At 71.2% G+C, this 21864-nt stretch carries 19 protein-coding genes and 1 pseudogene; 15 read left to right on the forward strand and 5 right to left on the reverse strand.

Annotated features, from left to right (window positions below; all coding sequences use genetic code 11):
• Window positions 1–46 precede the first annotated feature (46 nt).
• The gene (locus tag ACFRCG_RS26850) at window positions 47–1933 is read right to left on the reverse strand and encodes a helix-turn-helix domain-containing protein (protein WP_380035974.1); all 1887 of its coding nucleotides are present in this window, start codon (window positions 1931–1933) and stop codon (window positions 47–49) included.
• Window positions 1934–2144: 211 nt separating this feature from the next.
• Here ACFRCG_RS26850 and ACFRCG_RS26855 point away from each other — a divergent pair, with 211 nt between their 5' ends.
• From ACFRCG_RS26855 to ACFRCG_RS26885, 7 genes are all read left to right on the forward strand, one after another.
• Window positions 2145–2915, forward strand: a complete 771-nt coding sequence (locus tag ACFRCG_RS26855; RefSeq protein ID WP_380035977.1) for a CoA transferase subunit A — start codon at window positions 2145–2147, stop codon at window positions 2913–2915.
• Window position 2916: 1 nt separating this feature from the next.
• Window positions 2917–3600, forward strand: a complete 684-nt coding sequence (locus ACFRCG_RS26860; protein ID WP_380035979.1) for a CoA transferase subunit B — start codon at window positions 2917–2919, stop codon at window positions 3598–3600.
• 133 nt (window positions 3601–3733) lie between these two features.
• Window positions 3734–4447 (forward strand): GntR family transcriptional regulator, encoded by a 714-nt coding sequence (locus tag ACFRCG_RS26865; RefSeq protein ID WP_380035982.1) that lies wholly within the window; start codon window positions 3734–3736, stop codon window positions 4445–4447.
• Between the two features lie 165 nt (window positions 4448–4612).
• A complete protein-coding gene (locus ACFRCG_RS26870; RefSeq protein WP_380035985.1) occupies window positions 4613–5749 on the forward strand; it encodes a pyridoxal phosphate-dependent aminotransferase in 1137 nt (378 codons plus the stop codon).
• Between the two features lie 169 nt (window positions 5750–5918).
• Window positions 5919–8030, forward strand: coding sequence for a hydantoinase/oxoprolinase family protein (locus ACFRCG_RS26875; protein WP_380035987.1), 2112 nt, complete (start codon window positions 5919–5921; stop codon window positions 8028–8030).
• Window positions 8027–9760: a hydantoinase B/oxoprolinase family protein gene (locus ACFRCG_RS26880; protein ID WP_380035990.1), complete on the forward strand. Its 1734-nt coding sequence runs from the start codon at window positions 8027–8029 to the stop codon at window positions 9758–9760. The genes ACFRCG_RS26875 and ACFRCG_RS26880 overlap by 4 nt, the downstream gene beginning before the upstream one ends.
• Before the next feature lie 71 nt (window positions 9761–9831).
• Window positions 9832–11196 (forward strand): MFS transporter, encoded by a 1365-nt coding sequence (locus tag ACFRCG_RS26885; RefSeq protein WP_380035993.1) that lies wholly within the window; start codon window positions 9832–9834, stop codon window positions 11194–11196.
• Between the two features lie 58 nt (window positions 11197–11254).
• On the opposite strand, the gene ACFRCG_RS26890 is transcribed toward ACFRCG_RS26885, so the two are convergent.
• Complete coding sequence (locus ACFRCG_RS26890; protein WP_380035996.1) at window positions 11255–12025, reverse strand: MBL fold metallo-hydrolase; 771 nt, start codon at window positions 12023–12025, stop codon at window positions 11255–11257.
• A gap of 86 nt (window positions 12026–12111) precedes the next feature.
• Between ACFRCG_RS26890 and ACFRCG_RS26895 the strand changes: the two genes are divergently transcribed.
• Entirely contained in the window at window positions 12112–12747 is a 636-nt protein-coding gene (locus ACFRCG_RS26895) for an ABATE domain-containing protein (RefSeq protein WP_380035999.1), read from the forward strand.
• Between the two features lie 34 nt (window positions 12748–12781).
• Here the strand turns inward: ACFRCG_RS26895 and ACFRCG_RS26900 are convergent.
• Window positions 12782–12997: pseudogene (locus ACFRCG_RS26900) on the reverse strand (ADP-ribosylglycohydrolase family protein); the annotation flags it as partial.
• A gap of 97 nt (window positions 12998–13094) precedes the next feature.
• Entirely contained in the window at window positions 13095–13784 is a 690-nt protein-coding gene (locus ACFRCG_RS26905; RefSeq protein ID WP_380036002.1) for a haloacid dehalogenase-like hydrolase, read from the reverse strand.
• 385 nt (window positions 13785–14169) lie between these two features.
• Between ACFRCG_RS26905 and ACFRCG_RS26910 the strand changes: the two genes are divergently transcribed.
• Both ACFRCG_RS26910 and ACFRCG_RS26915 read left to right on the forward strand, forming a co-directional pair.
• Window positions 14170–15519, forward strand: a complete 1350-nt coding sequence (locus ACFRCG_RS26910) for an MFS transporter (RefSeq protein ID WP_380036005.1) — start codon at window positions 14170–14172, stop codon at window positions 15517–15519.
• 2 nt (window positions 15520–15521) lie between these two features.
• The gene (locus ACFRCG_RS26915; RefSeq protein WP_380036171.1) at window positions 15522–16115 is read left to right on the forward strand and encodes a cysteine hydrolase family protein; all 594 of its coding nucleotides are present in this window, start codon (window positions 15522–15524) and stop codon (window positions 16113–16115) included.
• A gap of 118 nt (window positions 16116–16233) precedes the next feature.
• Here the strand turns inward: ACFRCG_RS26915 and ACFRCG_RS26920 are convergent, their stop codons facing one another.
• Window positions 16234–16875: an NAD(P)-dependent oxidoreductase gene (locus tag ACFRCG_RS26920; protein WP_380036008.1), complete on the reverse strand. Its 642-nt coding sequence runs from the start codon at window positions 16873–16875 to the stop codon at window positions 16234–16236.
• Window positions 16876–17001: 126 nt separating this feature from the next.
• Here ACFRCG_RS26920 and ACFRCG_RS26925 point away from each other — a divergent pair, with 126 nt between their 5' ends.
• From ACFRCG_RS26925 to ACFRCG_RS26945, 5 genes are all read left to right on the forward strand, one after another.
• Window positions 17002–17499 (forward strand): MarR family winged helix-turn-helix transcriptional regulator, encoded by a 498-nt coding sequence (locus ACFRCG_RS26925; RefSeq protein WP_380036010.1) that lies wholly within the window; start codon window positions 17002–17004, stop codon window positions 17497–17499.
• A 316-nt stretch (window positions 17500–17815) separates the two neighbouring features.
• Entirely contained in the window at window positions 17816–18340 is a 525-nt protein-coding gene (locus ACFRCG_RS26930; RefSeq protein ID WP_380036013.1) for an SRPBCC family protein, read from the forward strand.
• A gap of 282 nt (window positions 18341–18622) precedes the next feature.
• Entirely contained in the window at window positions 18623–18769 is a 147-nt protein-coding gene (locus ACFRCG_RS26935; protein WP_380036016.1) for a hypothetical protein, read from the forward strand.
• Window positions 18770–18978: 209 nt separating this feature from the next.
• Window positions 18979–20202 (forward strand): ROK family transcriptional regulator, encoded by a 1224-nt coding sequence (locus ACFRCG_RS26940; RefSeq protein ID WP_380036173.1) that lies wholly within the window; start codon window positions 18979–18981, stop codon window positions 20200–20202.
• Window positions 20203–20292: 90 nt separating this feature from the next.
• On the forward strand, window positions 20293–21828 hold the full coding sequence (locus ACFRCG_RS26945) for an APC family permease (protein ID WP_380036019.1): 1536 nt from the start codon (window positions 20293–20295) through the stop codon (window positions 21826–21828).
• Window positions 21829–21864: the final 36 nt, after the last annotated feature.

A 21864-nucleotide genomic window follows, 5' to 3' on the forward strand; every position in this document is an offset into this window, starting at 1 on the left:
GCGCCCGGCGTCGTGGCGCGCGTCGAGGCAGGAACCCCTCACCGGATCACTTCGGCAGCATCCCCCGCAGATGCAGCGCCAGTCGGATTTGCAGCTCTCGATCGGGCTCCCGCCAATCCGCGCCGAGCAAGGACGCGATGCGGTCCAGCCGTTGTGTCACGGTGTTGATGTGTATGTGCAGCACCTTGCGCGTCCGCGCCAGGCTGCGCCCCGAGTCGAAATACGCCGCGACGGTTCGGGTCAACTCCGCGCCGCGTGTGGCGTCGTAGTCCAGCAGCGGGCTCAGGGTCGTGTGGACGAAGCCGGCGATGTCCTTCGTATCCGCCAAGAGCACGCCCAGGAAGCCGAGTTCGTCAGCCGAGGCGCCCTGCCCGGACCGGCCGAGCGCGTGCAGAGCCGCGACACAGCGGCCGGCCTCGGCGTACCGATCGACAATCGTGTCCAGGTCCGGTGCCGGACCGGCGGCCCCCGCCGTCGCGGGGCGCCCGAGCGCATGGCCGATCTCCGTCGCCGCGCGCCGCGCGCTCGCCGAAGGGTCCGTTTCGGGAAGCAGCAGGACCACGCCTTCGTCGATCTCGCCCGCCATGCCCGCGGATGTCGCGGCCAAGTGCCAAGCCGCCGAAGCCACCCGCGAACGGTCGGCGCCGGGTACCTGAACCACCACGACGACGTGCGGCCGGTTCAGGTCCGCACCAAATCGTGCCGCCCGGTCTGCGATCGCCCTCCGGTCCCGCGACGGGGCCGCAAGGATGTCGCGTACCAGCTCTCCTGCGAGCCGGTGCTCGGCCTCGTCCGCCGAGCGTCGGAAGAACAGGAGCAGCGCGACGATCATGGCCGCGCGCTCCAGAGTGCGCATGTCCGACGCCGTCGAGTCGGGCGGGTTGCTCTCGCCGCGACGCACCAGTACGCCGAACCATTCGGTGCCGGCGGCAACCGGTACCACGTCGACGTTGCCGACCCGCGCCCCGCGCCCGGTGGCCAGCGCTCGCGCGCGGGCTGCCGCGAAATCGGGGTCGGCGGCGTCCATGGCGCTTCCGGCGTCGGGGCCGAGCAGCACGGACGCGTCGCCGCCGACGAGTTCGCCCACCGCTCGGACGACGTCGTCCACCCCGGCGCCCGCAAGGACGAGCCCGGTGAACCGGTCGTGGGCGGCGGCGGCGCGTTCGATCGAAGCGCCGTGTGCCCGGGCTCCGGCGTGCGCGTCGGCCAGCTCGGCGATCGCGGACCGTGTTTCGGCGAGCAGATTCGCGTTGTCGATGGCGACGGACGCGTGGGCTGCGAGCGCGGTCAACAGTGACACTTCACCCGGACGGAACACGCGCGGACGGCGGTCGGAGGCCCACAGCACGCCGATCACCGTGTCGTCGACGACGAGTGGCACCGCGAGCATGGCGACGAGCCCCTCGTCGCCGACTCCCTCGTCGAGAGGAGAGGTATGCCGAAAACTGGTGTCGGCGAAGTAGTCGGCAGTGACGAACGGGGTGCCGCGTTCGGCGACCAGGCCTCCGATGCCATCCCCGATCGCCATACGCAGCTGCCGGAACCGTGGTGACACGGCGCCCGCGGTCACCCGGAGGTACGTGTCGCCCGCGTCGGTGTCCTGCAGCGACAAGTACGCGGTGTCCGAGCCGAGAAGCGAGCGCGCCCGGTGCACGATCGCGGACAGCACCGCGTCGACGTCTCGCAGCGCGGCCAGGTCGCCGATGGTCTCGTTGAGGGCGGCGAGTTCGGCTTCGCGGCGGCGGTGCTCCCGAAGGGTGTCGCGAAGCCGCATCGCGGTCGCGTATGCGGCGTCGACCTCGGTGAGCAGAGCAGGGCCGATGTCGGCGGCGCGGACGCTGTCGACGACAGCCTCGAACTCGGCCGCCGGCGCCTCGTCGTGCAGGAGGGTGAACAGAGCGCGCACGGCGGCCGTCGCCGCAAGAGCGTCCATCGGGTGATTATGCACATGAACGCCCCGGGGGTCTTCAACCGCTGCGATCGGCATGCGCGAGGGTTCGGCTCCCGCCCGCCCCGCACGGCGCCTCGGGATCACGCCGAGTGGTCCGTCGCTCCGGCGTGGCGGTTCCACCCATCACATCGCCGCGGGGTGTGGGTGCCTTGTCCATATCCGCACCGCGGTCGCGGCCCTACCGTCTTCGACCATGGACAAGACATGGGCATCCGCCGCCGAGGCGGTCGCCGACATCCCCGACGGCGCGACCGTCGCGGTCGGGGGGTTCGGACTGTGCGGCATCCCACACGACCTGATCCACGCACTACTGGCTTGCGGGGCGGGGGGACTGCGTGTGGTCTCGAACAACTGCGGCGTCGATGACGGCGGTCTGGGCATCCTGCTGGCGGCACGGCGGATCGCTCGGATGACGTCGAGCTACGTCGGGGAGAACAAGGAGTTCGCGCGCCAGTATCTGGAGGGCGAACTGGAAGTGGAACTGGTCCCGCAGGGAACGCTGGCCGAACGACTCCGGGCGGGCGGCGCGGGCATCCCGGCGTTCTACACGCCTGCGGGGGTGGGCACGGCCGTCGCGGAGGGCGGACTGCCGTGGCGCTACTCCGCGGACGGAACCGTGGAGGTCGCCTCGCCGGCCCGGGAGACCCGCCTGTTCGACGGCGCGGAATATGTGCTCGAGGAATCCGTCACGACCGACTTCGCGTTGGTGCGCGCGGCGGTCGGCGACACCCATGGCAACCTCGTCTTCCACTCTTCCGCCCGGAACTTCAATCCGCTGGTGGCCGTCGCCGGGCGTATCACCCTGGCCGAGGTCGAGGAACTGGTCCCCGCGGGTGCGTTGGACCCCGATCACGTGCACCTTCCCGGTGTCTTCGTCCAGCGTGTGGTTGCGGTCGCCGACCCGGGCCTGAAGCGCATCGAGAAGCGCACCACGACGCTTGCGACCACCAGGGCGGAGAACTGACATGGCACGCACCCGTGAAGAGATAGCCGCCCGAGCGGCACGCGAGTTGGCCCCGGGCAGCTACGTCAACCTGGGCATCGGGCTGCCGACGCTCATCCCCGACCACCTGCCGCCCGGCGTCGACGTCGTACTGCAGAGCGAGAACGGGATCCTGGGCATCGGCCCCTACCCGGAGGAGGACCGGGTCGACCCCGACCTGATCAACGCGGGCAAGGAGACGGTGACGACCCTGCCCGGAGCGTCCTTCTTCGACTCGGCGTTGTCGTTCGCGATGATCCGCGGCGGCCACATCGATACCGCGGTCCTCGGCGGCATGCAGGTCTCCGCGGCGGGGGATTTGGCGAACTGGACGGTGCCCGGACACATGGTCAAGGGGATGGGCGGCGCGATGGACCTCGTGCACGGGGCCCGCCGCGTCATCGTCGTCATGGAGCACACGACGCGCGAGGGCCGACCCAAACTCGTGCAGCGCTGCACCCTGCCGCTCACCGGACGCGGTGTGGTGCACCGGGTGATCACCGACCTCGCCGTCGTCGACGTGACCCGCTTCGGCCTGCTTTTGGTGGAGACGGCCCCGGGAGTCACCGTAGCCGAGGTCGTCGCGGCCACCGACGCACCCCTGACGGTCGCCCGCGGCATGATCCGGCCGGACGCAGTCCCCGACGTATGGCTTCTGGGGCCTTGACGACCGATGTCGTCCGTCGATGGCGGACGTCGGCGATGACGAACCGCCTCGGATCGTGGGGTCGAGCGCGGTGCCGGCGGCCTTCTGAGATCCGACCGATACCAACTGGGATCATCATCGCTAGGATGGCCGGGTGAAGTATCTGCCGGCGATCCTCAGCACCGATCACGCGGGTTTGAACGCCACGGAGCGCGCTTACCTGGCGATCAAGCGGCAGATCATCGAGCTCGAGCTGCGGCCGGGCGCACACGTCACCAAGACCGACCTTTCGCGCCTGGCGGGTGCGGGCACCATGCCGGTCCGGGAAGCGCTGACCCGTCTCCAGCGCGACGGCTTGGTCCAGGCGCTGCCCCGATCGGGGTACCGCGTCCTGCCGGTGACCCTGAAGGGCACCCGGGACCTGTGTGCGTTCCGGCGGCTCCTGGAGACCGAGGCCGCGGGTCTGGCCGCGGAGCACGGCGCTCCGGAGCCGAGCCTGGACCGCCTGGAGAAACTGCTGGGCGCGTCCTACGAGTTGGGCGACGCGGCCGGCGTCGACGGCTTCTTGCGGGCCAACTTCGAGTTCGACGCCATCATCGCCAACTGCTGCGGCAACGACATGCTGGCCCAGTCGATCGTCCGTGCCTTCGACGAGTTGGAACGTGTCCTGCGGATCACCTTGAAGTCGCTGCCGTTCTCGGCAACGGCCGCTCACCAGCGGCGCGCCGTTTTGGAGGCCATCCGCGAGCGCGACCCCGCCGCCGCCCGCGCGGCCATGAGCGCCCGTACGCGGACCTCGCAGGAGCACATCATCGGCGCGCTGCTGTCCAGCGATTCGATCACCGGGGCCAGTATCCAGGTGTCCTGACGGGTGACGACGAGTTCCCCGGGCGTTCCGGAACCGTTGACAGAAGGTTTTCCCAGTGGTGAACTGAGATCTCAGTTGGAGAATTAGCGATCTCAGCGTTGGGTGAACCGGCCCCGACACAACGGTGCCCGTCGCGGCCGTTCGATGCCTTCGAAGGGAATCACCATGCCTGTGCCACGCCTGCCGGCCCTCGAACTCGCCGAACGTGTGCTCGACGCGTCGGGGTCGTGTGCCGACCTGATCCCCATGGGCGGCGTCCCGGTGCTGCCGATGCCCGCACACGTCGTCGAGGCCGCCCGGATCGCGGCCGGTCAGGTCTTCCCCCGCCGGAGCCGGGGCTCGGCCGAACTGCGCCGAACGATCTCCGATCACCTGCGGATCACCTTCGGAGTCGACGCGGATCCGGAGACCGAACTGCTCATCACCCACGGAGCGCAACACGGCATGAGCCTGGCCCTGCGAGCCCTCCTGGACCCGGGCGACGAGGTCCTCGTGCCGGCCCCCACCTACTTCTTCGACGGCATGATCCGGTCGGCGGGAGTCCGCCCGATCTATGTGCCGTCGGAGGAGAAGCGCGGATGGGACCACGACCCCGCGGCCGTCGAGGCCGCCGTCACTCCCGCCACCAGGGCGCTGCTGATCTGCAATCCCAACAATCCCACCGGCTACCTTCCCCGTCGGGAGCGGCTTGAGCAGCTTCTGGACGTGGCGGCGCGCCACGGCCTGATCGTTTTGGCCGACGAATCCTACGAGCGTTATGTATGGGACGGCCCGGGCTACCGGCCCCAGATGTTGCTGCGCGAGCGCCATCTCGACCTGGTCACGGTGACCAGCCTCAGCAAGAACCACGCCTTCACGAGTTGGCGGGTGGGATACGTGAACGCTCCCGCCCACCTGTTGGAACCGATCCACCGTGCACTCGAATGGGACGTGATCAACGTGGGCGACGTCGCGCAGGCCGCCGCGGTAGCCGTCCTCACCGGGCCGCAGGACTGGATCGAACCCTTCTTCGCGACCCTGCGCTCGCGGCGCGACCTACTGGTGGCGGGCCTGGCCCGGGCGGGCCTGAAAACTTCGCCGCCCGACGCGGGAGTGTTCGCCTTCGTCGACTTCGGCCCGCTCGGCGTGGTCGGCCGCGCACTGGAGGACCTGCTGCTGTCGCATGGTGTCACCGCTCTGGCGGGCGATGCCTTCCAGGGCCCGGCCACCCATGCCCGCGTGCTGTACGGCGGGAGCGCGGGCGCCCTCGCCGAAGTCACCGACCGGCTGGCGTCCCTGACCGCAGGTGTCCGCCGCACCTGAGCCCCCGCCGGAGTGCGATCCCGGCCGCTTCCTGCCCCGCCCCCACCGAGGGCACACGCTCTGTCTCGCAAAAGATCTCAGATGAAAGATTTGAGATCGCAATTCCGTGATCCACGCATCCGCCTGCGAGACGTCCGCGTCACCCAGGTCCACCCCGAAGGAGCCGAACGTGTCAGGAGCACCCACGACCGGTCGCGACGAAGGCTGGCGCGTCAGTGCCGACATCGGCGGCACTTTCACCGACGTCATCGCCCTCGGGCCCGACGGCCGCGTCGTGCCCGTCAAGGTTCTCTCCACTCCGCCCGACTTCGGCACCGCGGTCCTGGAGGGGACGGCCGCCGCGCTCGGTGACGCGGGCGTCGAGACGCGTGAGGTCCACGCGATGCTGCACGCCACCACCGTGGCCACCAACGCGATCCTTGAAATGCGCGGTGCGCGCACCGCGCTGGTCACCACCAAGGGCTTCCGGGACGTCCTGGAACTCGGCCGCCTGCGCCGCCCCCTGCTGTACGACCTGTCCTGGCAAAAGCCCGTGCCGCTTGTGCCGCGCCGCCACCGCTACGAACTGCACCAGCGCATCACCGCGAACGGTGAACTCGGGCCCGCCGCGGACAGCGCCGAGGTGGCCGACCTGGCCGATCGCATGCGTGCGGCGGGCATCGAGGCCGTCGCCGTGTGTTTGATCAACTCCCATGTCCGCCCCGATGAGGAACAACGTGTCGCGGCCGAGCTGCGCGAACTGCTGCCCGGCGTGTACGTCACCGCCTCCGTCGACATCTCACCGCAGATCAGGGAGTTCGAGCGCACCAGCACCGCGGTCGTGAACAGCTACGTCGGGCCGCAGGTGCACGACTACGTCAGCGCGCTCGGCGACGGGCTGCGCGCGGCGGGCATCACCGAGCCCCTCATGATCATGCAGTCCAGCGGCGGCCTCCTCGACGCGGCGTCCGTGGTGCGACGGCCCGTCCAGATCATCGAGTCGGGCCCCGCCGCAGGCGTCATCGCCGTCCGGAAGCTCGCCCAACTGATGGGCCTGGACTCCGTCGTGGCGTTCGACATGGGGGGCACCACCGCCAAGGCCTCGCTCATCGAGAACGGGGAGCCTTTCGTCGCGGCCGACTACGAGGTCGGCGGAGGAATGAACCTCACCAGAACCATGGGCCGGGGCGCCGGCTACACCGTGCGGGTGCCTTCCATCGATATCGCCGAGGTGGGCGCCGGCGGCGGCAGCATCGTCTCCGTGGACGCCGCGGGCTCCCTGAGGGTCGGTCCCGAAAGCGCGGGATCCCGGCCCGGCCCCGCGTGCTACGGCAACGGCGGGGACCATCCCACCCTCACCGACGCCAATGTCGTCCTGGGCTACCTCAGTCCCCGATCCATCGCCGGCGGCCGGGTGGCGATCCGTCCGGACCTCGCCGAGAAGTCCCTCGACACCGTCGCCCGACAGTTGCACATCGACATCCCCACCGCCGCGCGCGGCGCCTACGAGGTCGCCGTCTCCAACATGACGAAGGCCGTCAAGGCCGTCACGAGTGAACGCGGCCGCGACCCGCGCGACGCGGTCATGGTGGCTTTCGGAGGAGCGGGCCCCCTCTACGGTGCCGCTCTGGCGAAGGAACTGGGCATCGACACCGTCATCGTTCCCGTGCACACCGGCCTGTTCAGCAGCCTCGGCCTGCTCGTGGCCGACACCTCCCGCGAGTCGGTGGTACCCCACCGCCCCCAATGCGACGAACCCGGCGTGCTCACCGCCGAGTTCGACCGCATGGCCGAGGACGTCACCCGGGCGCTGCGGGAAGCCGCGCCGGGCGCGGAGGCCGATGTGCGGCGGGTCCTCGACATGCGCTACCGCGGCCAGCGGTTCGAACTCCCGGTCGTGATACCCAACGGCACCGTCACACCCGCCCTGATGGCCGGAGCCCGCGCGCGGTTCCACGCCGAGCACCGCCGGACCTACGGTCGCGCGGGTGGTGACGAACTGATCGAGATCGTCAACATCCGCGTGCGGGGCACGGTGCGCAACCCCATCACCATCGACCGCGCGCTGCGTCTGCCCCCGCGGCACTCCCACCCCGCCCATTTTCGGGCCTGCCGCTTCGACCGCACGGAAGACACCCCGGTCATCGCCCGCGCCGAACTGCCCTCCCACCGCGTGCCCGGACCGCTGGTCATCGAGGACATGGACTCGACGACCCTGGTGCCGCCGGGAGCCACCGCGCAGCGCGACAGCCTCGACAACATCGTCATCCGCTGGACCACCGCCACCAAGGAATCGTCATGAGCCCGCACCCCATCCGCGACGCCGCCACGTTCGAGGTGTTCCGCAACGCGGTAACAGGACTGTCCGACGAGATGGCGATCACCATCCTGCGTACGGCCCACTCGCAGATCGTCGCCTCCAGCATGGACTTCTCGGCCGCGCTGTGCGACGCCTCCGGACGCGTCATCGCCCAGGCCAACACCTGCCCGGTGCACCTCGGTTCCATACCCGAGGCCATGAGCGCCGTCCTGGACGCGTTCGGGGACACCGTCCGTCCCGGCGACGTCTACCTCCTCAACGATCCGGATCTGGGCGGTATGCACCTGCCCGACATCTTCGCTGTCGGTCCGGTCTTCACCGATGAGCAGGAACTGATCGGCTACTCGGTCACGGTCGTCAACCACGCCGACGTGGGCGGCTGGGCCGCCGGATCGATGGCCGTGCAGTCCACCAGCATCTTCGCCGAAGGCGTCCAGATCCCGCCGTCCCGCCTGGTGGAAGGGGGCGTACTGAACGAAACGTTCCTGGCCCTGATCCTGCGCAACGTACGCGAGCCCGGCCTGCTGCGCGGTGACCTCGACGCGCAGCTCGCCGCCTGCCACGCCGGCGGCGAAGGACTGAAGGATCTTGCCAGGCGCCACGGGACCGACGAATTGGCCGCGCTGATCGACGAACTCCTCGACTACTCCGAGACCCTCCTGCGTGCCGCGGTCACCGAAGCCCCCGACGGCAGCTACACGTTCGAGGATCACATCGACGACGACGGGCTCGGCTCGCCCCCCATCCCCTTCCGCGTCACCGTCGACATCGTCGGCGACGCCCTGCACCTGGACTTCACCGGATCGTCCCCGCAGGTCGCCTCGGCGCTCAACGCCACCGCCTCGTTCACCAAGTCCGCCTCCTACGCCGCCATCCAGGGAGCCCTCGGATCCGACATCCCGGCCAACAGCGGCTTCTACCGCCCCTTCACGTTCGTCATTCCCGAAGGCAGCATCCTCAACGGCAGACGGCCCTCGGCCCGCGGGGCACGCGGCCTGGTCGCCTACCGCATCATCGATACCGTCCTGGGCGCTCTGGCACCGGTCTTCCCCCACCGAGTCCCCGCCGCCGGCGACGGCGGCCCCGACTCCATCGCGATCGGCGTCACCGAGCAGGACGGATCCAGCGCCGTCCTGTGGGACGTCCTGTGCGGCGCCTGGGGGGCCAGGCCCGACCGCGACGGGGTGGACGGCGTCAGCCCGCTCGGTGCGAACCTCGCCAACACGCCGATCGAGGAGCTCGAGCAGTCCGGGCACCTTCGCATCGACGGTTACGGCTATCTCCCCGACACCGGCGGACCGGGCAGATGGCGCGGTGGCCTGTCGACCTTCCGCGACATGACGATCCTCCACCCCGAGGCCTCGGTACAGATCCGTTCGGACCGGCGCCGGCACCTCCCCTACGGCCTTGCGGGAGGAGGACCGGGGACTCCCTCGTCCAACATGCTCAACGCCGGGACGCCGCAGGAGCGGATCCTGCCGACCAAGGTCATCCGGACCCTGGTCGCCGGCGACCGTCACCGCCACGTCACCGCCGGCGGCGGAGGTCACGGCAGCGCCCTGACCCGGGAAGTCGACCGGGTCCTGCAGGACGTGCTCGACCAGAAAGTGACCGTCGCCGGCGCGGCCCGCGACTACGGCGTGGTCATCACGCCCACCGGCACGGTCGACACCGCCGCCACCCGGGAACTGCGCTCCGCTCACCACCGCTGAGCGGCCGTCCTCGCGTGCCCGGCCGCGCCCCGGAGCATCCCCCGCACCACGCCTGAGAAGAGGTCACCGTCATGGCCGAGGTCACCGTCCCCGCCCCCACCGACAGATCCGTGCGCCGGCTGTGGCGCAAGGTGGGCATACGCATCATCCCGTTCATCGGAATCGCCTACGTGATGAGCTACATCGACCGCGCCAATCTCGGCTACATGGCCGCGCCCCTCAGCAAGGACCTGGGCATCTCCGGATCGCAGATGGGACTGGCCTCCGGATTGTTCTTCATCGGCTACGTCCTTGTCGAGGTGCCGAGCAACATGATGCTGCGCCGGTTCGGGGCACGACGGTGGATCACGCGCATCCTCGTCACCTGGGGCGCGGTCACGATGGCGACGGCCGCGGTGCAAAACGTCGGCCAGCTCTACGCCATGCGGATCCTGCTCGGCTTCGCCGAAGCGGGGCTGGCCGCGGGCATCCTCCTGTACCTGACCGGCTGGTTTCCGCGCAGGTACCGGTCCTGGGCCCTGTCGGCGTTCTTCATGATGATTCCGCTCTCGGGCATCATCGGCTCGCCCCTGGCCGCCGCCCTCCTGTCCTGGGGGCAAAGTCTCACCGGACTGGCCGGATGGAGATCGCTGTTCCTGGTCGAGGGGGCCATCACCCTCCTCGCCGGAATCCTCGTCTTCACGATGCTGCCCGACCGGCCCCGCGACGCCAAGTGGCTGACGACGGCCGAGAAGGAAGCCATCGAACGCCGGCTCGCGCAGGAAACATCCGAGCGGGAAGCGCGTGGCGCGCTGTCCAGCGTGCGCCAGGCCCTCACCAGCGCGCGGGTCTGGACACTGGCGCTGGCCTTCTTCGCCATCGTCTTCGGCCTGTACCCGATCGCGTTCTTCCTCCCCACGATGATCTCCACCTTGACCGGCAGCATCTCCGGCATGTCGAACGTCAGCAGTGTGCTGCTGGCCGGCATCCCGTCGGCGTTCGCGATCATCGCCATGGCGGTCTGGCCCAAGGTCGCCTCGGGCATGTCGGCGGTGTCCTCCACCGTGATTCCCATGGGAGTCGGAGTCGTCGGCCTGGTGACGGCCACGTTCACGCACAACAACGTCGTCTTCATCGCGTCGTTCTGCCTCAGCGTCTCCGGTATCTACACGGCCATGCCCCAGTTCTGGCGGCTGCCGCCGCTGTCCCTGACCGGCGCGGCCGCCGCTTCGGGCATCGCCGTGATCAACTCGGTGAGCAACATCAGCGGCTTCGTCGGCCCCTACTTCACCGGGTTCATCGCCGACACGACCGGCAGCTACACCTACGCTCTGCTGACCATCGCGCTCATCATGGTCGCGGGCGCGGCAATCCTCCTCACCGCCGGGCGCAAGGCGGAGCACGACGGAACGACTCGTCAGGTGCTCCCTTTGTCCGAGAAGGAGAAGATCGCGTGATCGTGCCGGCGCGACCCTTGTCCCGATTCGCCGCCGCGCAGGCCGGTTCGGCCGGTGCTCAGGCGAGTTGCAGGCGGTCGATCAGGCCGGCCGCGGTGAACGCCTCGACGAGGGCGGTGCGGCCCTCCGTGAAGTGGCCCCAGCTGTCGAAGTGGACCGGGACGACGCGGCGCGCGCCGAGGATGGCGGCGGCCTCGGCGGCCTGGGCGCTGTCCAGGGTGAGCAGGGCGCCGTCGAACAGCGGGGTGCGGGCGGCGCCGGCGAAGAGTACGGCCGTGTCGATCGGGCCGACCCGGGCCGCGATCTTCTCGACCACGGGCAGGGACGCGTTGTCGCCGCTGACGTAGACGGTCGGGAGGTCGGCGGCGGTCAGGACGAAGCCGACGACCTCGCCGGTGACCGGCTCGCAGCCGTCCGGGCCGTGCTGGGCGGGGGTGGCCGTGACGGTCACGGTGCCGCCGCCGGGGCGGGGGACGTCGATCGTCGCCCAGGGGGCCAGCGGGCGGGCGGTGCCGCCGAGGCGGTCCGCGCCGCCGGGGGTGGTCAGTACGAGCGGGACGTCGGCGAGGAGCGCGCGGCCGGAGTGGTCGAGGTTGTCCGGGTGTTGGTCGTGGGAGAGCAGGACCACGTCGATCGGGCCCAGGTCCGCCGGGTCGACCGAGGCCGGGGCGGTCTTGGTGAGGACGCGGCCGTCGCCGACGGGGTACTCGCCGGGGGCGTCGAAGGCGGGGTCGGTGAGGAACGCGAGGCCGCCGTACTCGATCAGGGCGGAGGGGCCGCCGAAGACCCGAATGGCGATCTGCTCGTTGGTCGCGTCGAAACCGGTCACTGCACACCTCACGGATAATGATTGTGTTTGCCGTGAGAAAAGCTAGCCGATTCTCACGGAGAACGGCAAGCCTTAACATGAGACTCATGAAGGAGACCTCGCCGGCCGCGTCCGCCGAGCCCGCCGCCGCCCGTCCCGTGCCCTCGGGTCCCCCACTCGCGCCGGGTGCCGAGCGGTACCTGTCCCTGGACCTGGCGAACAGCGATCTCGCCGTCCCCGGCGGCCGGGACGTGGATCTGCTCGGCACGCCCGAGTCGGCGAGGCAGTGGCTGGTCACGCGCGAGCTGGCACCGGCGGAGGCCGTGCTCTACGACGTGTGCGCGGGACGCCTGCGGGCGCTGCGCGACGCGGTGCGAGCGCTGCTGTCGGCTCGGGTCGAGGAGGTGGTGGCGCCGGCCGACGCGGTACGCGCGGTCAACGACGCGCTCACCAGCGCGCCGTCGGCCGCGCTGCTGCACTGGGACGACGTACACGGCCCGTACCGCGCCCAGGCGCACCCGATCGACCGGATCGTCAACCACGCGATCGCCGTGCTGGCCGCCGACGCCGCCGACCTGCTGACCGCGCCCGACGCCGCGCGGCTCACCCCGTGCGGCGCCGCGCCCTGCCGCCGCTTCCTGGTTCGTACGCACGCGTCCCGGCAGTGGTGCTCGACACGATGCGGCGATCGGGTCCGGGCGGCGCGGGCCTATGCGCGTCGGACCCAGGGGAAGGCGGACTGACGGCGGGCGGGACCGGGGGTGGTCGTGGGCCGGGTCAGCGAGCCGCGCGCGGCGTACGGTTCAGCAGGTCGTGGGACAGGCGCAACAGGTCTGCTCGGCGCAGGACTTCGCCGGCCGAGCCCGGGATCGGCACGTGCAGCCGGTCGGTCCAGCGGGTCGGGATGGCCGCGAGGCCGTATACGGCTCCGGCGAGCGCGCCGGCGACCGCGCCGACCGTGTCGGTGTCGCCGCCGAGGTCGACGGCGGCGCGCTGTGTGATGTCCATGCGGGCAGCGTAGAGGTCGACGCGCGGGGCGGATTCGAGGGTGTGCGATGGTGCCGGGCGGTCGGGGTCGTTGTGGTTCGCGCTACGGCGTGGACGGTGCGGGGGAGCGCAGCACCACGTAGGTGGGGCCGAGGTGGGTGTGGATCCGGGTCAGGTGGGTGGGGGAGGGGTCGATCAGATAGCGGTGGGTGGCGGCGGTCAGCAGGGGGAGGTCGACGGAACTGTCCGTGTAGGCGTGGGTGATCGGACCGGTGATGCCGGCCGCGCGGATCCGCTCGACCTTGCGCACGCCCCGGCACGCCGGCAGCGGCCGCATGCCGGTTCGGCTCGCGGTGAGCCGGGAGGCGATCACCTCCACCGGGGCCAGGCCGAGTTCGCGGCAGATGGCGGCGGCGAGGGGTTCGGCGCAGGACGTCGCGATGACGACGCGGTCGCCGGCGGCGAGGTGGGCTCGGGCACGGTCGAGGGTGTGCGGGATTCGGTTGCCGTCGGATGTGCGTTCGGTGGCGAACTCCGTTGCGAGGGCGGCGAATCGGTGCGGGGGCAGGCCGATGGTGGCGAGTCGCAGGAGCAGGGCGAAGGCGCGGCGGCGGGTGGGGTGGAGGGCGTACAGGGGGGCGAGTATCGGTACGCACAGGGTCGCGGCGACGGTGCGCCAGGGGGAGCGGCGCAGCAGGGCGCGGGTGAAATGGGTGAAGGAGTCGCCTCGGACGAGGGTGCCGTCGAGGTCGAAGACGGCGATGGGGCGGGGCGTTGGTGGGGGGTGGGGCATGGGGCGCTCCTCGGGTGGGGTGGTCGTGGCGGCGACGGGGTCGGGCGGAGCGGCCGGGTGTGGCCGGTGGCGTGGAGCGTACGGCGGGTCGCGGCCGGTGGTCGGCCGACGTGGCCCATGCCGTCGACGAGTCGGCCGGTACGCGGACCGCGTCCAACCCCTCGCCGCCCGGGTACTACCCACGAAGAGCCGAGCGCGTAGTCCCTGGTGGGATGCCGGACTTTGGTCCGCGTGTGGGTCGGTTGGTCGTGGGTGGGTGGGGGCTTGGCATACAACCTTCGGTTGTGGGGTGGGTGCTGGGTTGTTGTTTGAAGTCGGGGGTCGTCGGTCGCTTTGATGTCTGGAGTCGGTGCTTGGGAGTTCGGGTGGTGAGGGGTGGGCGCGGGTGGCGGGTGGGCGGGATTTGGGGCGCGGGTTCCGGTGGCTCTGGGGGGCCTATGCCGTCAGTGCGTATGGGACGGCGTTCGGATTCGGGGCGTTTCCGCTGATCGCGGTGCTGGTGTTGCACTCGGGGCCGGCTCAGGTGGCGGTGTTGGCCGCTGCCGGGCGGGTGGTGGGGGCGGTGATCGCGGTGCCGCTCGGGCCCTGGGTGGAGTTTCGTCGCAAGCGGTCGGTCATGGTGGCGATGGACCTGGTTCGGTTCGCGGCGCTGACGAGCGTTCCGGTTGCGTTCGTGTTCGGCCGGCTGAGCTTTGTACAACTTCTCGTGGTTTCGGTGGTCGTGGCCGCCGCCGATATCGCGTTCAAGGCGGCGAGCGGGGCGTATCTGAAGTCGCTGCTGCCGCCGGCCGACCTGCTCGTTGCGAACAGCCGGTTCGAGTCCACGAGTTGGACCGCGATCACGGTCGGGCCGCCGCTCGGTGGGGCCGCGATCGGCTACTTCGGTCCGGTGACGACCGTGCTGGCCGACGCGGTCAGCTATCTGGTGTCGGCGCTGGGCATTCGTGCCATCGGCGGTGCGGAGTCGCCTCCCGAGCGGACCGGTGCGCCCCGGTTGCGGGCCGGTGATCTGCTCGACGGGTGGCGCCACATCCTCGGTCATCCCGTATTGCGGCCGCTGTTCTTCAATACGGTCGTGGTCAACGGGTTGATCATGGCCGGTGAGCCGCTGCTCGCCGTACTCCTGTTGGGTCCCCTCGGGTTCGAACCGTGGCAGTACGGGCTGATGTTCGCCGCTCCGTGTGTGGGTGGGCTGGTCGGGGCGCGGTTGGCGCGGCGACTCGTGGCGCGGTTCGGGCGGCGTGAGGTGTTGCTCGTGTCCGGGGGGCTGCGCGCGTGCTGGCCGGTGGGGCTGGCGTTCGTCCGGCCCGGGGTTTGCGGGATGGTGCTCGTGATTGTTCTGCAGTTCGGCTTGGTGGCTTGTTGTGGTGTGTTCAATCCCGTACAGGCCACCTGTCGACTGGAGCACACCGATCCCGACCGCGTCGCCCGCACGCTGACCGCGTGGTCGGTCGGCAGTACCGCCTCCATCGCCGTGCTGACCGCGCTGGCGGGCGTGCTGGCCGCCGCCGCGGGCACCCGCACCGCGATCGCCGTCGCCGGGATGCTGCTTCTGGCGACCCCGCTGCTGCTCCCGGGGCGCGGGGAGCCGCCGGGCGGCGAAGCCATCGAACCGGCGCGTGACGAAACCGCCGATCCGGCAACCCACGAAGCCGCCGACCGGGCGCCGACAGGCTCGGCGCCCGGTCGCACGCACAGCGACCACGCATCGTCGGAAGGGAAGTCCCCCGCGTGACCATGCTCAACCCCGTACAGACCGCCCTGCTCGTGCTGGACTACCAACCCGCCATCCTGGCCGCGCTGCCCGACGGGGAGGATGGCGGGCAGCGCGCCGCGCTCCTGGCTCGTGTGGAAGGGATCGTCTCCCACGTGCGGGCCGCCGGCGGTACTGTCGCCCATGTCCGGGTCGGCTTCACCGCGGCCGATTGGGACACGATTCCCGCCGCGAACAAGTCCTTCGCGCCGGTGGCCCGATACCGGCTCATGCACCACGAGGACCCCGCCGTCGCCATTCACCACCGGCTGGCTCCGCGCGACGGCGATATCGAGGTCCGCAAGGTGCGCTACGGCGCGATGTCCACCACCGACCTGGATCGGCGCCTACGCGAGCGCGGTATCGACACCCTGGTCGTGGCCGGCGTCAGTACCGGCGGCGCCGTGTTGTCCACCGTCGTCGACGCGGCCGACCGCGACTATCGGCTGTACGTGCTCTCCGACGGCGTCGCCGACCCGGATCCCGAGGTTCATCGCGCCCTGCTGGAGCACGTGTTCCCGACCCGGGCCCACGTCGTCGACACCGCCGAGTTGCGCGCCCTGCTGCGGGCCGGCTGAGCCCGCCGTCGACCCGATCCGCGGTCGGGAGGCTCGCGCCGCGGCGATGCTCCCGGCCGGGGCGGGCGCGGCCCCTGTGTCGCTCCGCCGGCGCCGGCGTACCGTTCCGCCGCCCATGTCAGTACGCCACCGTGAAGCGCGCGCGGTGGTGGCGCGGGTTTTCCGCCTCGTCGACCAGGGCCACGGCCAGGTCCTCCATCGAGATCGCGGAGACGCCGTCGTCGTCGACCAGGAGTTCGTCGCCGCCGACGCGGAAGGTTCCGGTACGGGTGCCCGGTTGCAGGTGGGCCGGCGGGCTGAGGTAGGTCCAGTTCACCGCGGAGTCGGCGCGGAAGACGTCGAACTGGGCGTTGCAGGCCAGGGCGATGCCGCGCCACGCGGCGGGGACGAACCTCGGGTCGTCGACCGCCATCGTCTCGCTCGTGCCCGGGACGCGCAGGCTGCCCGCGCCGCCGACGGTCAACAGCCGTACGTCGGTGCCGGCCAGGCCGGACAGCAGCGCCTCGGCGGTGGCGGCCAGCTCCCGTTCGCTGCCGAGGGGTGGGCGGGTGGCGCTGATCACCAGGTCCTGGTCGGCGCCGAGGGCGGCGACGTCGTCGGTGCGGGCGGCGTCCCCGATCCGGGCTTCGGCGCGGGGATCCAGGTCGGGGAAGCGGGCCCGGTCGCGGACCACGGCGGTGACCTCGTGGCCCCGCAACAGGGCTTCGGAGACGACGCGACTGCCTACGCTGCCGGCTGCTCCGAACACGGTGATGCGCATGGTGGGGTGTCCCTTTCCGGGATGCGGTCGATTCCTTAACGCTAAGGGAAATGTACCTCAGCGCTAAGGTAAATGCGAGGGGCGTCGCCACCCGCTTCGGCGGCCGGATTCGGCTAGCCTGACGCCGTGGCAGATCACGTCGACCTTGTGCTGGAGCAATGGGGTACGCAGCGCCCCGATCTGGACGCGTCACCGATGGCGGTGCTCGCCCGACTGTCTCGCGCCGCGCGCCTGGTCGGCACCGAGCTGACCCGGACCTTCGCCGAACACGGGCTCGACGCCTCGTCGTTCGACGTACTGGCGACCCTGCGCCGCAACCCGCCGCCGCATCGACTGAGCCCCACCGAGCTGATGCGCTCGTCCATGGTCACCTCGGGCGCGATCACCCAGCGGCTGGACCGCCTCGAGGCGCGCGGCCTGGTGTTCCGCAGCGCCGACGAGTCGGACGGCCGCAGCGTATTGGTCGCCCTCACGGACGCGGGCCGGGAACTGATCGACGAGGTGCTGCCGGCACACATCGAAACCGAACAACGCCTGCTCGCCGCGCTCACTCCCAAACAACGATCCGCCGTCGCGGACGGCCTGCGGGCGCTGCTGGAATCACTCGGCGACGCGAGGGGGTGAGGGCGGCGCGGACACGCCGAGGCGGAGGCGGGGTTGAACGCCGCGCCGAAGGCGGGGCCTGAACCCGACCGGGCCGTGCCCGAACCGGGCCGAACACCCGGCGAAGGCGGAAGGCGTGGGGTGTGCGGAAGGCCCGGCGATGGCCCGATGTCGAACGCCTGGGCGACGCGTGTCGGCGGGACCTGCCCAACCCCGGACGCCGAGCCGGAGCCCGTCGGCCGCGCCCGGCCGCGCGGCCTCCCCGGCCCCCGCCTCCCGGTTCCCGCGCCGCCGGGATCGCGAATGGAACGCCCGTCGAACGGATAGCAGTACGCGCATGGTTCTTCACACGCGTTCCGTGCAGGTCGCAGCGTCCACCGACCAGACGTACATGGTCTTGTCGGATACCGACAGGCTCCCCGAATACCTCCCGCCGGTGACCGCCGTCCGGACCACCTCGGCCCACGCGGTCGTGGTGACCGCCGGCGAGGCCGCGCAATCCGTCGCGGCCGAGGTCGACCTGGACCGGGACGGCCCCGGCACCCGCATCGAATGGGCGGTGCGCGGTACGCCGTACACCGGCATCGTGATCGTCCAGGACGGCCCCAGCGACATCGACAGCATCGTCACCGTCATGGTCGAGGACGGCCGGGATCCGCTCGACCCGGGCGCGGTCGAGGGCGAGCGCGTCCACGACTCGGCCCAGTTCGGCGGCAAGAAGGGCGGCGAGGCGTTGTCGGTGGACGCCCTGACCCGACACCGGGCAGCCGGCGCGGACACCGACCTCGCCGTCGGCGACATCCTCGAACGCGGCCTCGACCACCTGCGGATCTACCTCGAGACCGGCCGGCGGCAAGGCTGACGCCGCAGCCGCCCCACCCCGCGCCCGCGCCCCCACCCGCCCCGAGCGAGCCCCCGGCCCACCGCCCACCGCTCGGGGCGCGCTCGTGCCCGGCCGGTGCCTCGACGGTGGGGCGACTCCCAAGCCGGGTAAGCGGGTTGCCCAACCATCCGGCCATTCGCCGTGTTCCCTGAGGCTTCTTCGGGCAATCGGCCAAACCCGACCATCCGGGAGGGTCGGCGCGAGTAGGTTCCGACCAGGAGCACCTGTTCGGCTGCCCGGGGACGTGAGGAAGGATCGGCGATGCCACTCACCGCCTCCGGCACCTGTTACACCTGTGAGCGCCGCTTCGTCGAGGAGACCCTGACCGACGACTACCGCTTCAGCCGTGCCATCGCCGCCGCGGCGGTGCGGTGGGGCCGGGGCCGGGGGTACACCTTCCAGCCGTAGGTTCGCGGCGCCGGGGCCGGCCGGCTCACCACACCCGCGGACGGACCAGGCCGACGCGCGCCCCCGCGGCCCGTGGTGGGTGCGGGGAGTCGTCGGGTGCATGCTCACCGTTGTCCTGATTTGGGGCCGTCTTGATGCACCCTTGACACCTCCCTTCTCCGGGCTTAATTTTCTCTCACTCTGAAATATTTTCACTCTGAGAGGTGAACATGGCGGAGACGGCGGATGCCCGATGGGCCAACCGTTCCAGCCTGCTCGCGGTGTTGCTGGCCGGTGGGCAGCACAGTCGCGCGGGCCTCACCCAGCAGACCGGGCTCAGCGCCGCCACCGTGTCCCGGGTGGTCGAAGGGCTGCTGGACGAGGGCCTCGTCCGTGAGGGCGCCGTGCTCCAGACCGGCCGGCGGGGCCGCCAGGGCGTGGTGATCGAGGTCGCCGCGGAACGCGGTGTCGCGGTCGGGGTCGACCTCGGCGGCACCACCTGCCGGTTCCTGGCCACCGACCTGCTCGGCCGCTCGCCGCGCTACCACGAGGAGCCCACGCCCCGACACCTCGCCGCCGACCACCTCGCGGACTGGCTCGCCGAGCGGGTCCGCGCGCTGTACACCACGGCCGGGACCGCCGCCGCGCCCGACACCAGCCGGCCCGCCGCCGCGCCCGACGTGCTGCGCGCGGGCGTGATAGGTCTGCCCGGAGCGGTCGCGGCCGACGGGCTGGACGTACGCGGCGCGACCAACCTCCCGCAGATCGAGGGTGACCTGTTCACCCGCCGGCTGCGCCGCGCCCTGGAGGGCACCGTCGTGTTCGGCAACGACGCCGACCTGGCCCTGGAGGGCGAACTCCGGCACGGCGCCGCGCGCACCGCCGACACCGCCGTGATGTTCACCGTCGGTGCGGGCTTCGGCGCGGGTGTGGCCGTGGATCGGCACATCCGGGGCGGACCGACCGGCCTGGTCGGCGAATTCGGCTTCCTGCCCGTCGACTCCGACGACCACACCGTCGAGGAACTGGTCGGCGCCGAGGGATTGATGCGCGCCGCCCGCGAGGCCGGACTCGACGTGGCCACCGCCGCCGACGTCTTCACCGACACCGCGCCGGCCGCCCGCGCCGTGGTCGAACGCTTCGAGCGCGCCCTCGGCATCGCGCTGACCGCGGTCACCATCGCGTACGAGCCCGAACTGGTTGTCCTCGGCGGCCGGGTCTCCGCCTCCATCGACGCCGCGATGACCACCCGGCTGCGCGAGCGGGTCCGCCGACGATTGCCCGCCTGCCCCGAGCTGGTGCACTCCGAACTGGCCGACCTGGCAGGCGCGTTGGGCGCGGTGTCGCGCGGCCTCACCGCGTTGCGCGTGCGCTTCGACGTCGCGCCCGACGCGGCGGCGGCGGTCCGAGCCGACCTCGACCTCGCGGCCTTGCTGACGCCACGGGCGCACTGAGCCCGACCCCCACCCCACAGGCGCGCGTCCCCGCCCTCCCCGCACCCCCGGGGCCCGTCCCGCCCCACCGAACCGCCTGGAGTACCACCCATGTCCACCGCACTGCCCTCGCCGCCCGCGAGCCCGAACCCGAAAGGCGGGTCGCTCCGCCGCAACACGCTGTCGGTGTTCGGCGCCGTCGCCATGTGTATGGCCTTCATGGGCCCCGCCACCAGCGTCGCGTTCAACACGCCGCCCGCCGCGGCGGGCGCCGGGTACGCGCTGCCGCTCGCCATCGTGCTGGCCATGGTCGCCAGCCTCCTGGTGGCCAACACCATCGCCGCGTTCGCCCGCAAGCTCCCGGCGGCCGGCTTCGCCTACACCTACAACAGCCACGGGTTCGGCAAGTCCGGCGGCTTTTTGTCCGGGTGGCTGCTGCTGCTCACCTACGGCATGGTCGGGCCGATGTTGTTCGCCGCGCTCGGCGGGTACAGCCACGACTTCCTGGACGCCCAGTTCGACATCCGGGTGCCGTGGCAGGTGATGTCGTTGGCGTTCGCCGCCGTGGTGTGGGGCGTCAACTCGCTCGGGGTGTCCAGTTCGGCGAAGACCGCGCTGATCTTCCTGGTCCTGGAGGTCGGCGTACTGCTCGGCCTGGCCGGGGTGATCCTCGGCGACGGCGGCGACTCGGGTCTGTCGGTGGCGCCGTTCAACCCGGCCAACTCCATCGACGGTTTCAGCGGCCTGGGTACCGGCATGCTCTGGGGCATCCTGATGTTCATCGGCTTCGAGTCGGTGGCCACCCTCGGTGAGGAGGCGCGCGGCGCCAAGCGCAGCATCCCGCTGGCGCTGTTCACGGCCGTCGCGGTGATCGGCACCTTCTACGTGCTGATGGCCTACTCGACCTCGATCGGCTTCGGCTCCGCGCACGGCTCGGACCTGGCCGGCGACGCCGCGCCGCTGACCACGCTGGTCGACCGCTACTGGGGCGTCACCTGGATCCTCGCGCTGACCGTGATCGTCAGCCAGTTCGCCAACGTCGTCTCCGGCTCGAACGCGGCCGTGCGGGTGTTGTTCTCGATGGGCCGCGAGGGGGTGTTGCCGCGTTTCCTCGGCCGCACCAACGAGCGCCACGTGCCGCAGTCGGCGATCACCGCGTATCTGGGCTTCTCGCTCGTGTTCGCGCTGGCCCTGGGCAGCGGCTTCGGCGGCGACCTCGGTCCGCTGGGCGTGTACGGGTTCGCCGGCACCATTCTCGGACTCGGCATGGTGGTCATCTACATCCTGATGAGCATCGCGGTGATCCGGTTCTACCTGCGCGAACACCGGGGCGAGTTCGCCCTGTTGCGGCACGGGATCCTGCCGGGCGCGACGGTGCTGTTGATGCTGCTGCCGATCTACGGCCAGCTGTGGCCGGTGCCGGATCATCCCAACAACCTCGTGCCGTACGTGATCGTCGGCTGGATGGTGCTCGGCGCCGCGTATCTGGTGTGGGCACACCGCTCGCGACCGGAGGTGTTGGCCGCGATGGGACGGGTGTTCGAGGACGAATCGGGCGACGACACGACCGGCGCGACGGACGCTTCGACCGCGGCGTCTCGGACCGCGCCGACGGGGGTGGTGCCGGTGTCGACCGGCCGGACCTGATCCGTACACCGTTCAGCTCGCCCGCACCCCGCCCGC

Source organism: Embleya sp. NPDC056575 (genome assembly GCF_042793325.1).
Classification (GTDB): domain Bacteria; phylum Actinomycetota; class Actinomycetes; order Streptomycetales; family Streptomycetaceae; genus Embleya.

What these genes read in the sequence shown, in the direction of transcription:
- ACFRCG_RS26850 (WP_380035974.1), bottom strand. Translation starts at nt 1,933, where the DNA reads ATGGACGCTCTTGCGGCGACGGCCGCCGTGCGCGCTCTGTTCACCCTC.
- ACFRCG_RS26855 (WP_380035977.1), top strand. Translation starts at nt 2,145, where the DNA reads ATGGACAAGACATGGGCATCCGCCGCCGAGGCGGTCGCCGACATCCCC.
- ACFRCG_RS26860 (WP_380035979.1), top strand. Translation starts at nt 2,917, where the DNA reads ATGGCACGCACCCGTGAAGAGATAGCCGCCCGAGCGGCACGCGAGTTG.
- ACFRCG_RS26870 (WP_380035985.1), top strand. Translation starts at nt 4,613, where the DNA reads ATGCCTGTGCCACGCCTGCCGGCCCTCGAACTCGCCGAACGTGTGCTC.
- ACFRCG_RS26880 (WP_380035990.1), top strand. Translation starts at nt 8,027, where the DNA reads ATGAGCCCGCACCCCATCCGCGACGCCGCCACGTTCGAGGTGTTCCGC.
- ACFRCG_RS26885 (WP_380035993.1), top strand. Translation starts at nt 9,832, where the DNA reads ATGGCCGAGGTCACCGTCCCCGCCCCCACCGACAGATCCGTGCGCCGG.
- ACFRCG_RS26895 (WP_380035999.1), top strand. Translation starts at nt 12,112, where the DNA reads ATGAAGGAGACCTCGCCGGCCGCGTCCGCCGAGCCCGCCGCCGCCCGT.
- ACFRCG_RS26905 (WP_380036002.1), bottom strand. Translation starts at nt 13,784, where the DNA reads ATGCCCCACCCCCCACCAACGCCCCGCCCCATCGCCGTCTTCGACCTC.
- ACFRCG_RS26915 (WP_380036171.1), top strand. Translation starts at nt 15,522, where the DNA reads ATGCTCAACCCCGTACAGACCGCCCTGCTCGTGCTGGACTACCAACCC.
- ACFRCG_RS26920 (WP_380036008.1), bottom strand. Translation starts at nt 16,875, where the DNA reads ATGCGCATCACCGTGTTCGGAGCAGCCGGCAGCGTAGGCAGTCGCGTC.
- ACFRCG_RS26930 (WP_380036013.1), top strand. Translation starts at nt 17,816, where the DNA reads ATGGTTCTTCACACGCGTTCCGTGCAGGTCGCAGCGTCCACCGACCAG.
- ACFRCG_RS26935 (WP_380036016.1), top strand. Translation starts at nt 18,623, where the DNA reads ATGCCACTCACCGCCTCCGGCACCTGTTACACCTGTGAGCGCCGCTTC.
- ACFRCG_RS26940 (WP_380036173.1), top strand. Translation starts at nt 18,979, where the DNA reads ATGGCGGAGACGGCGGATGCCCGATGGGCCAACCGTTCCAGCCTGCTC.
- ACFRCG_RS26945 (WP_380036019.1), top strand. Translation starts at nt 20,293, where the DNA reads ATGTCCACCGCACTGCCCTCGCCGCCCGCGAGCCCGAACCCGAAAGGC.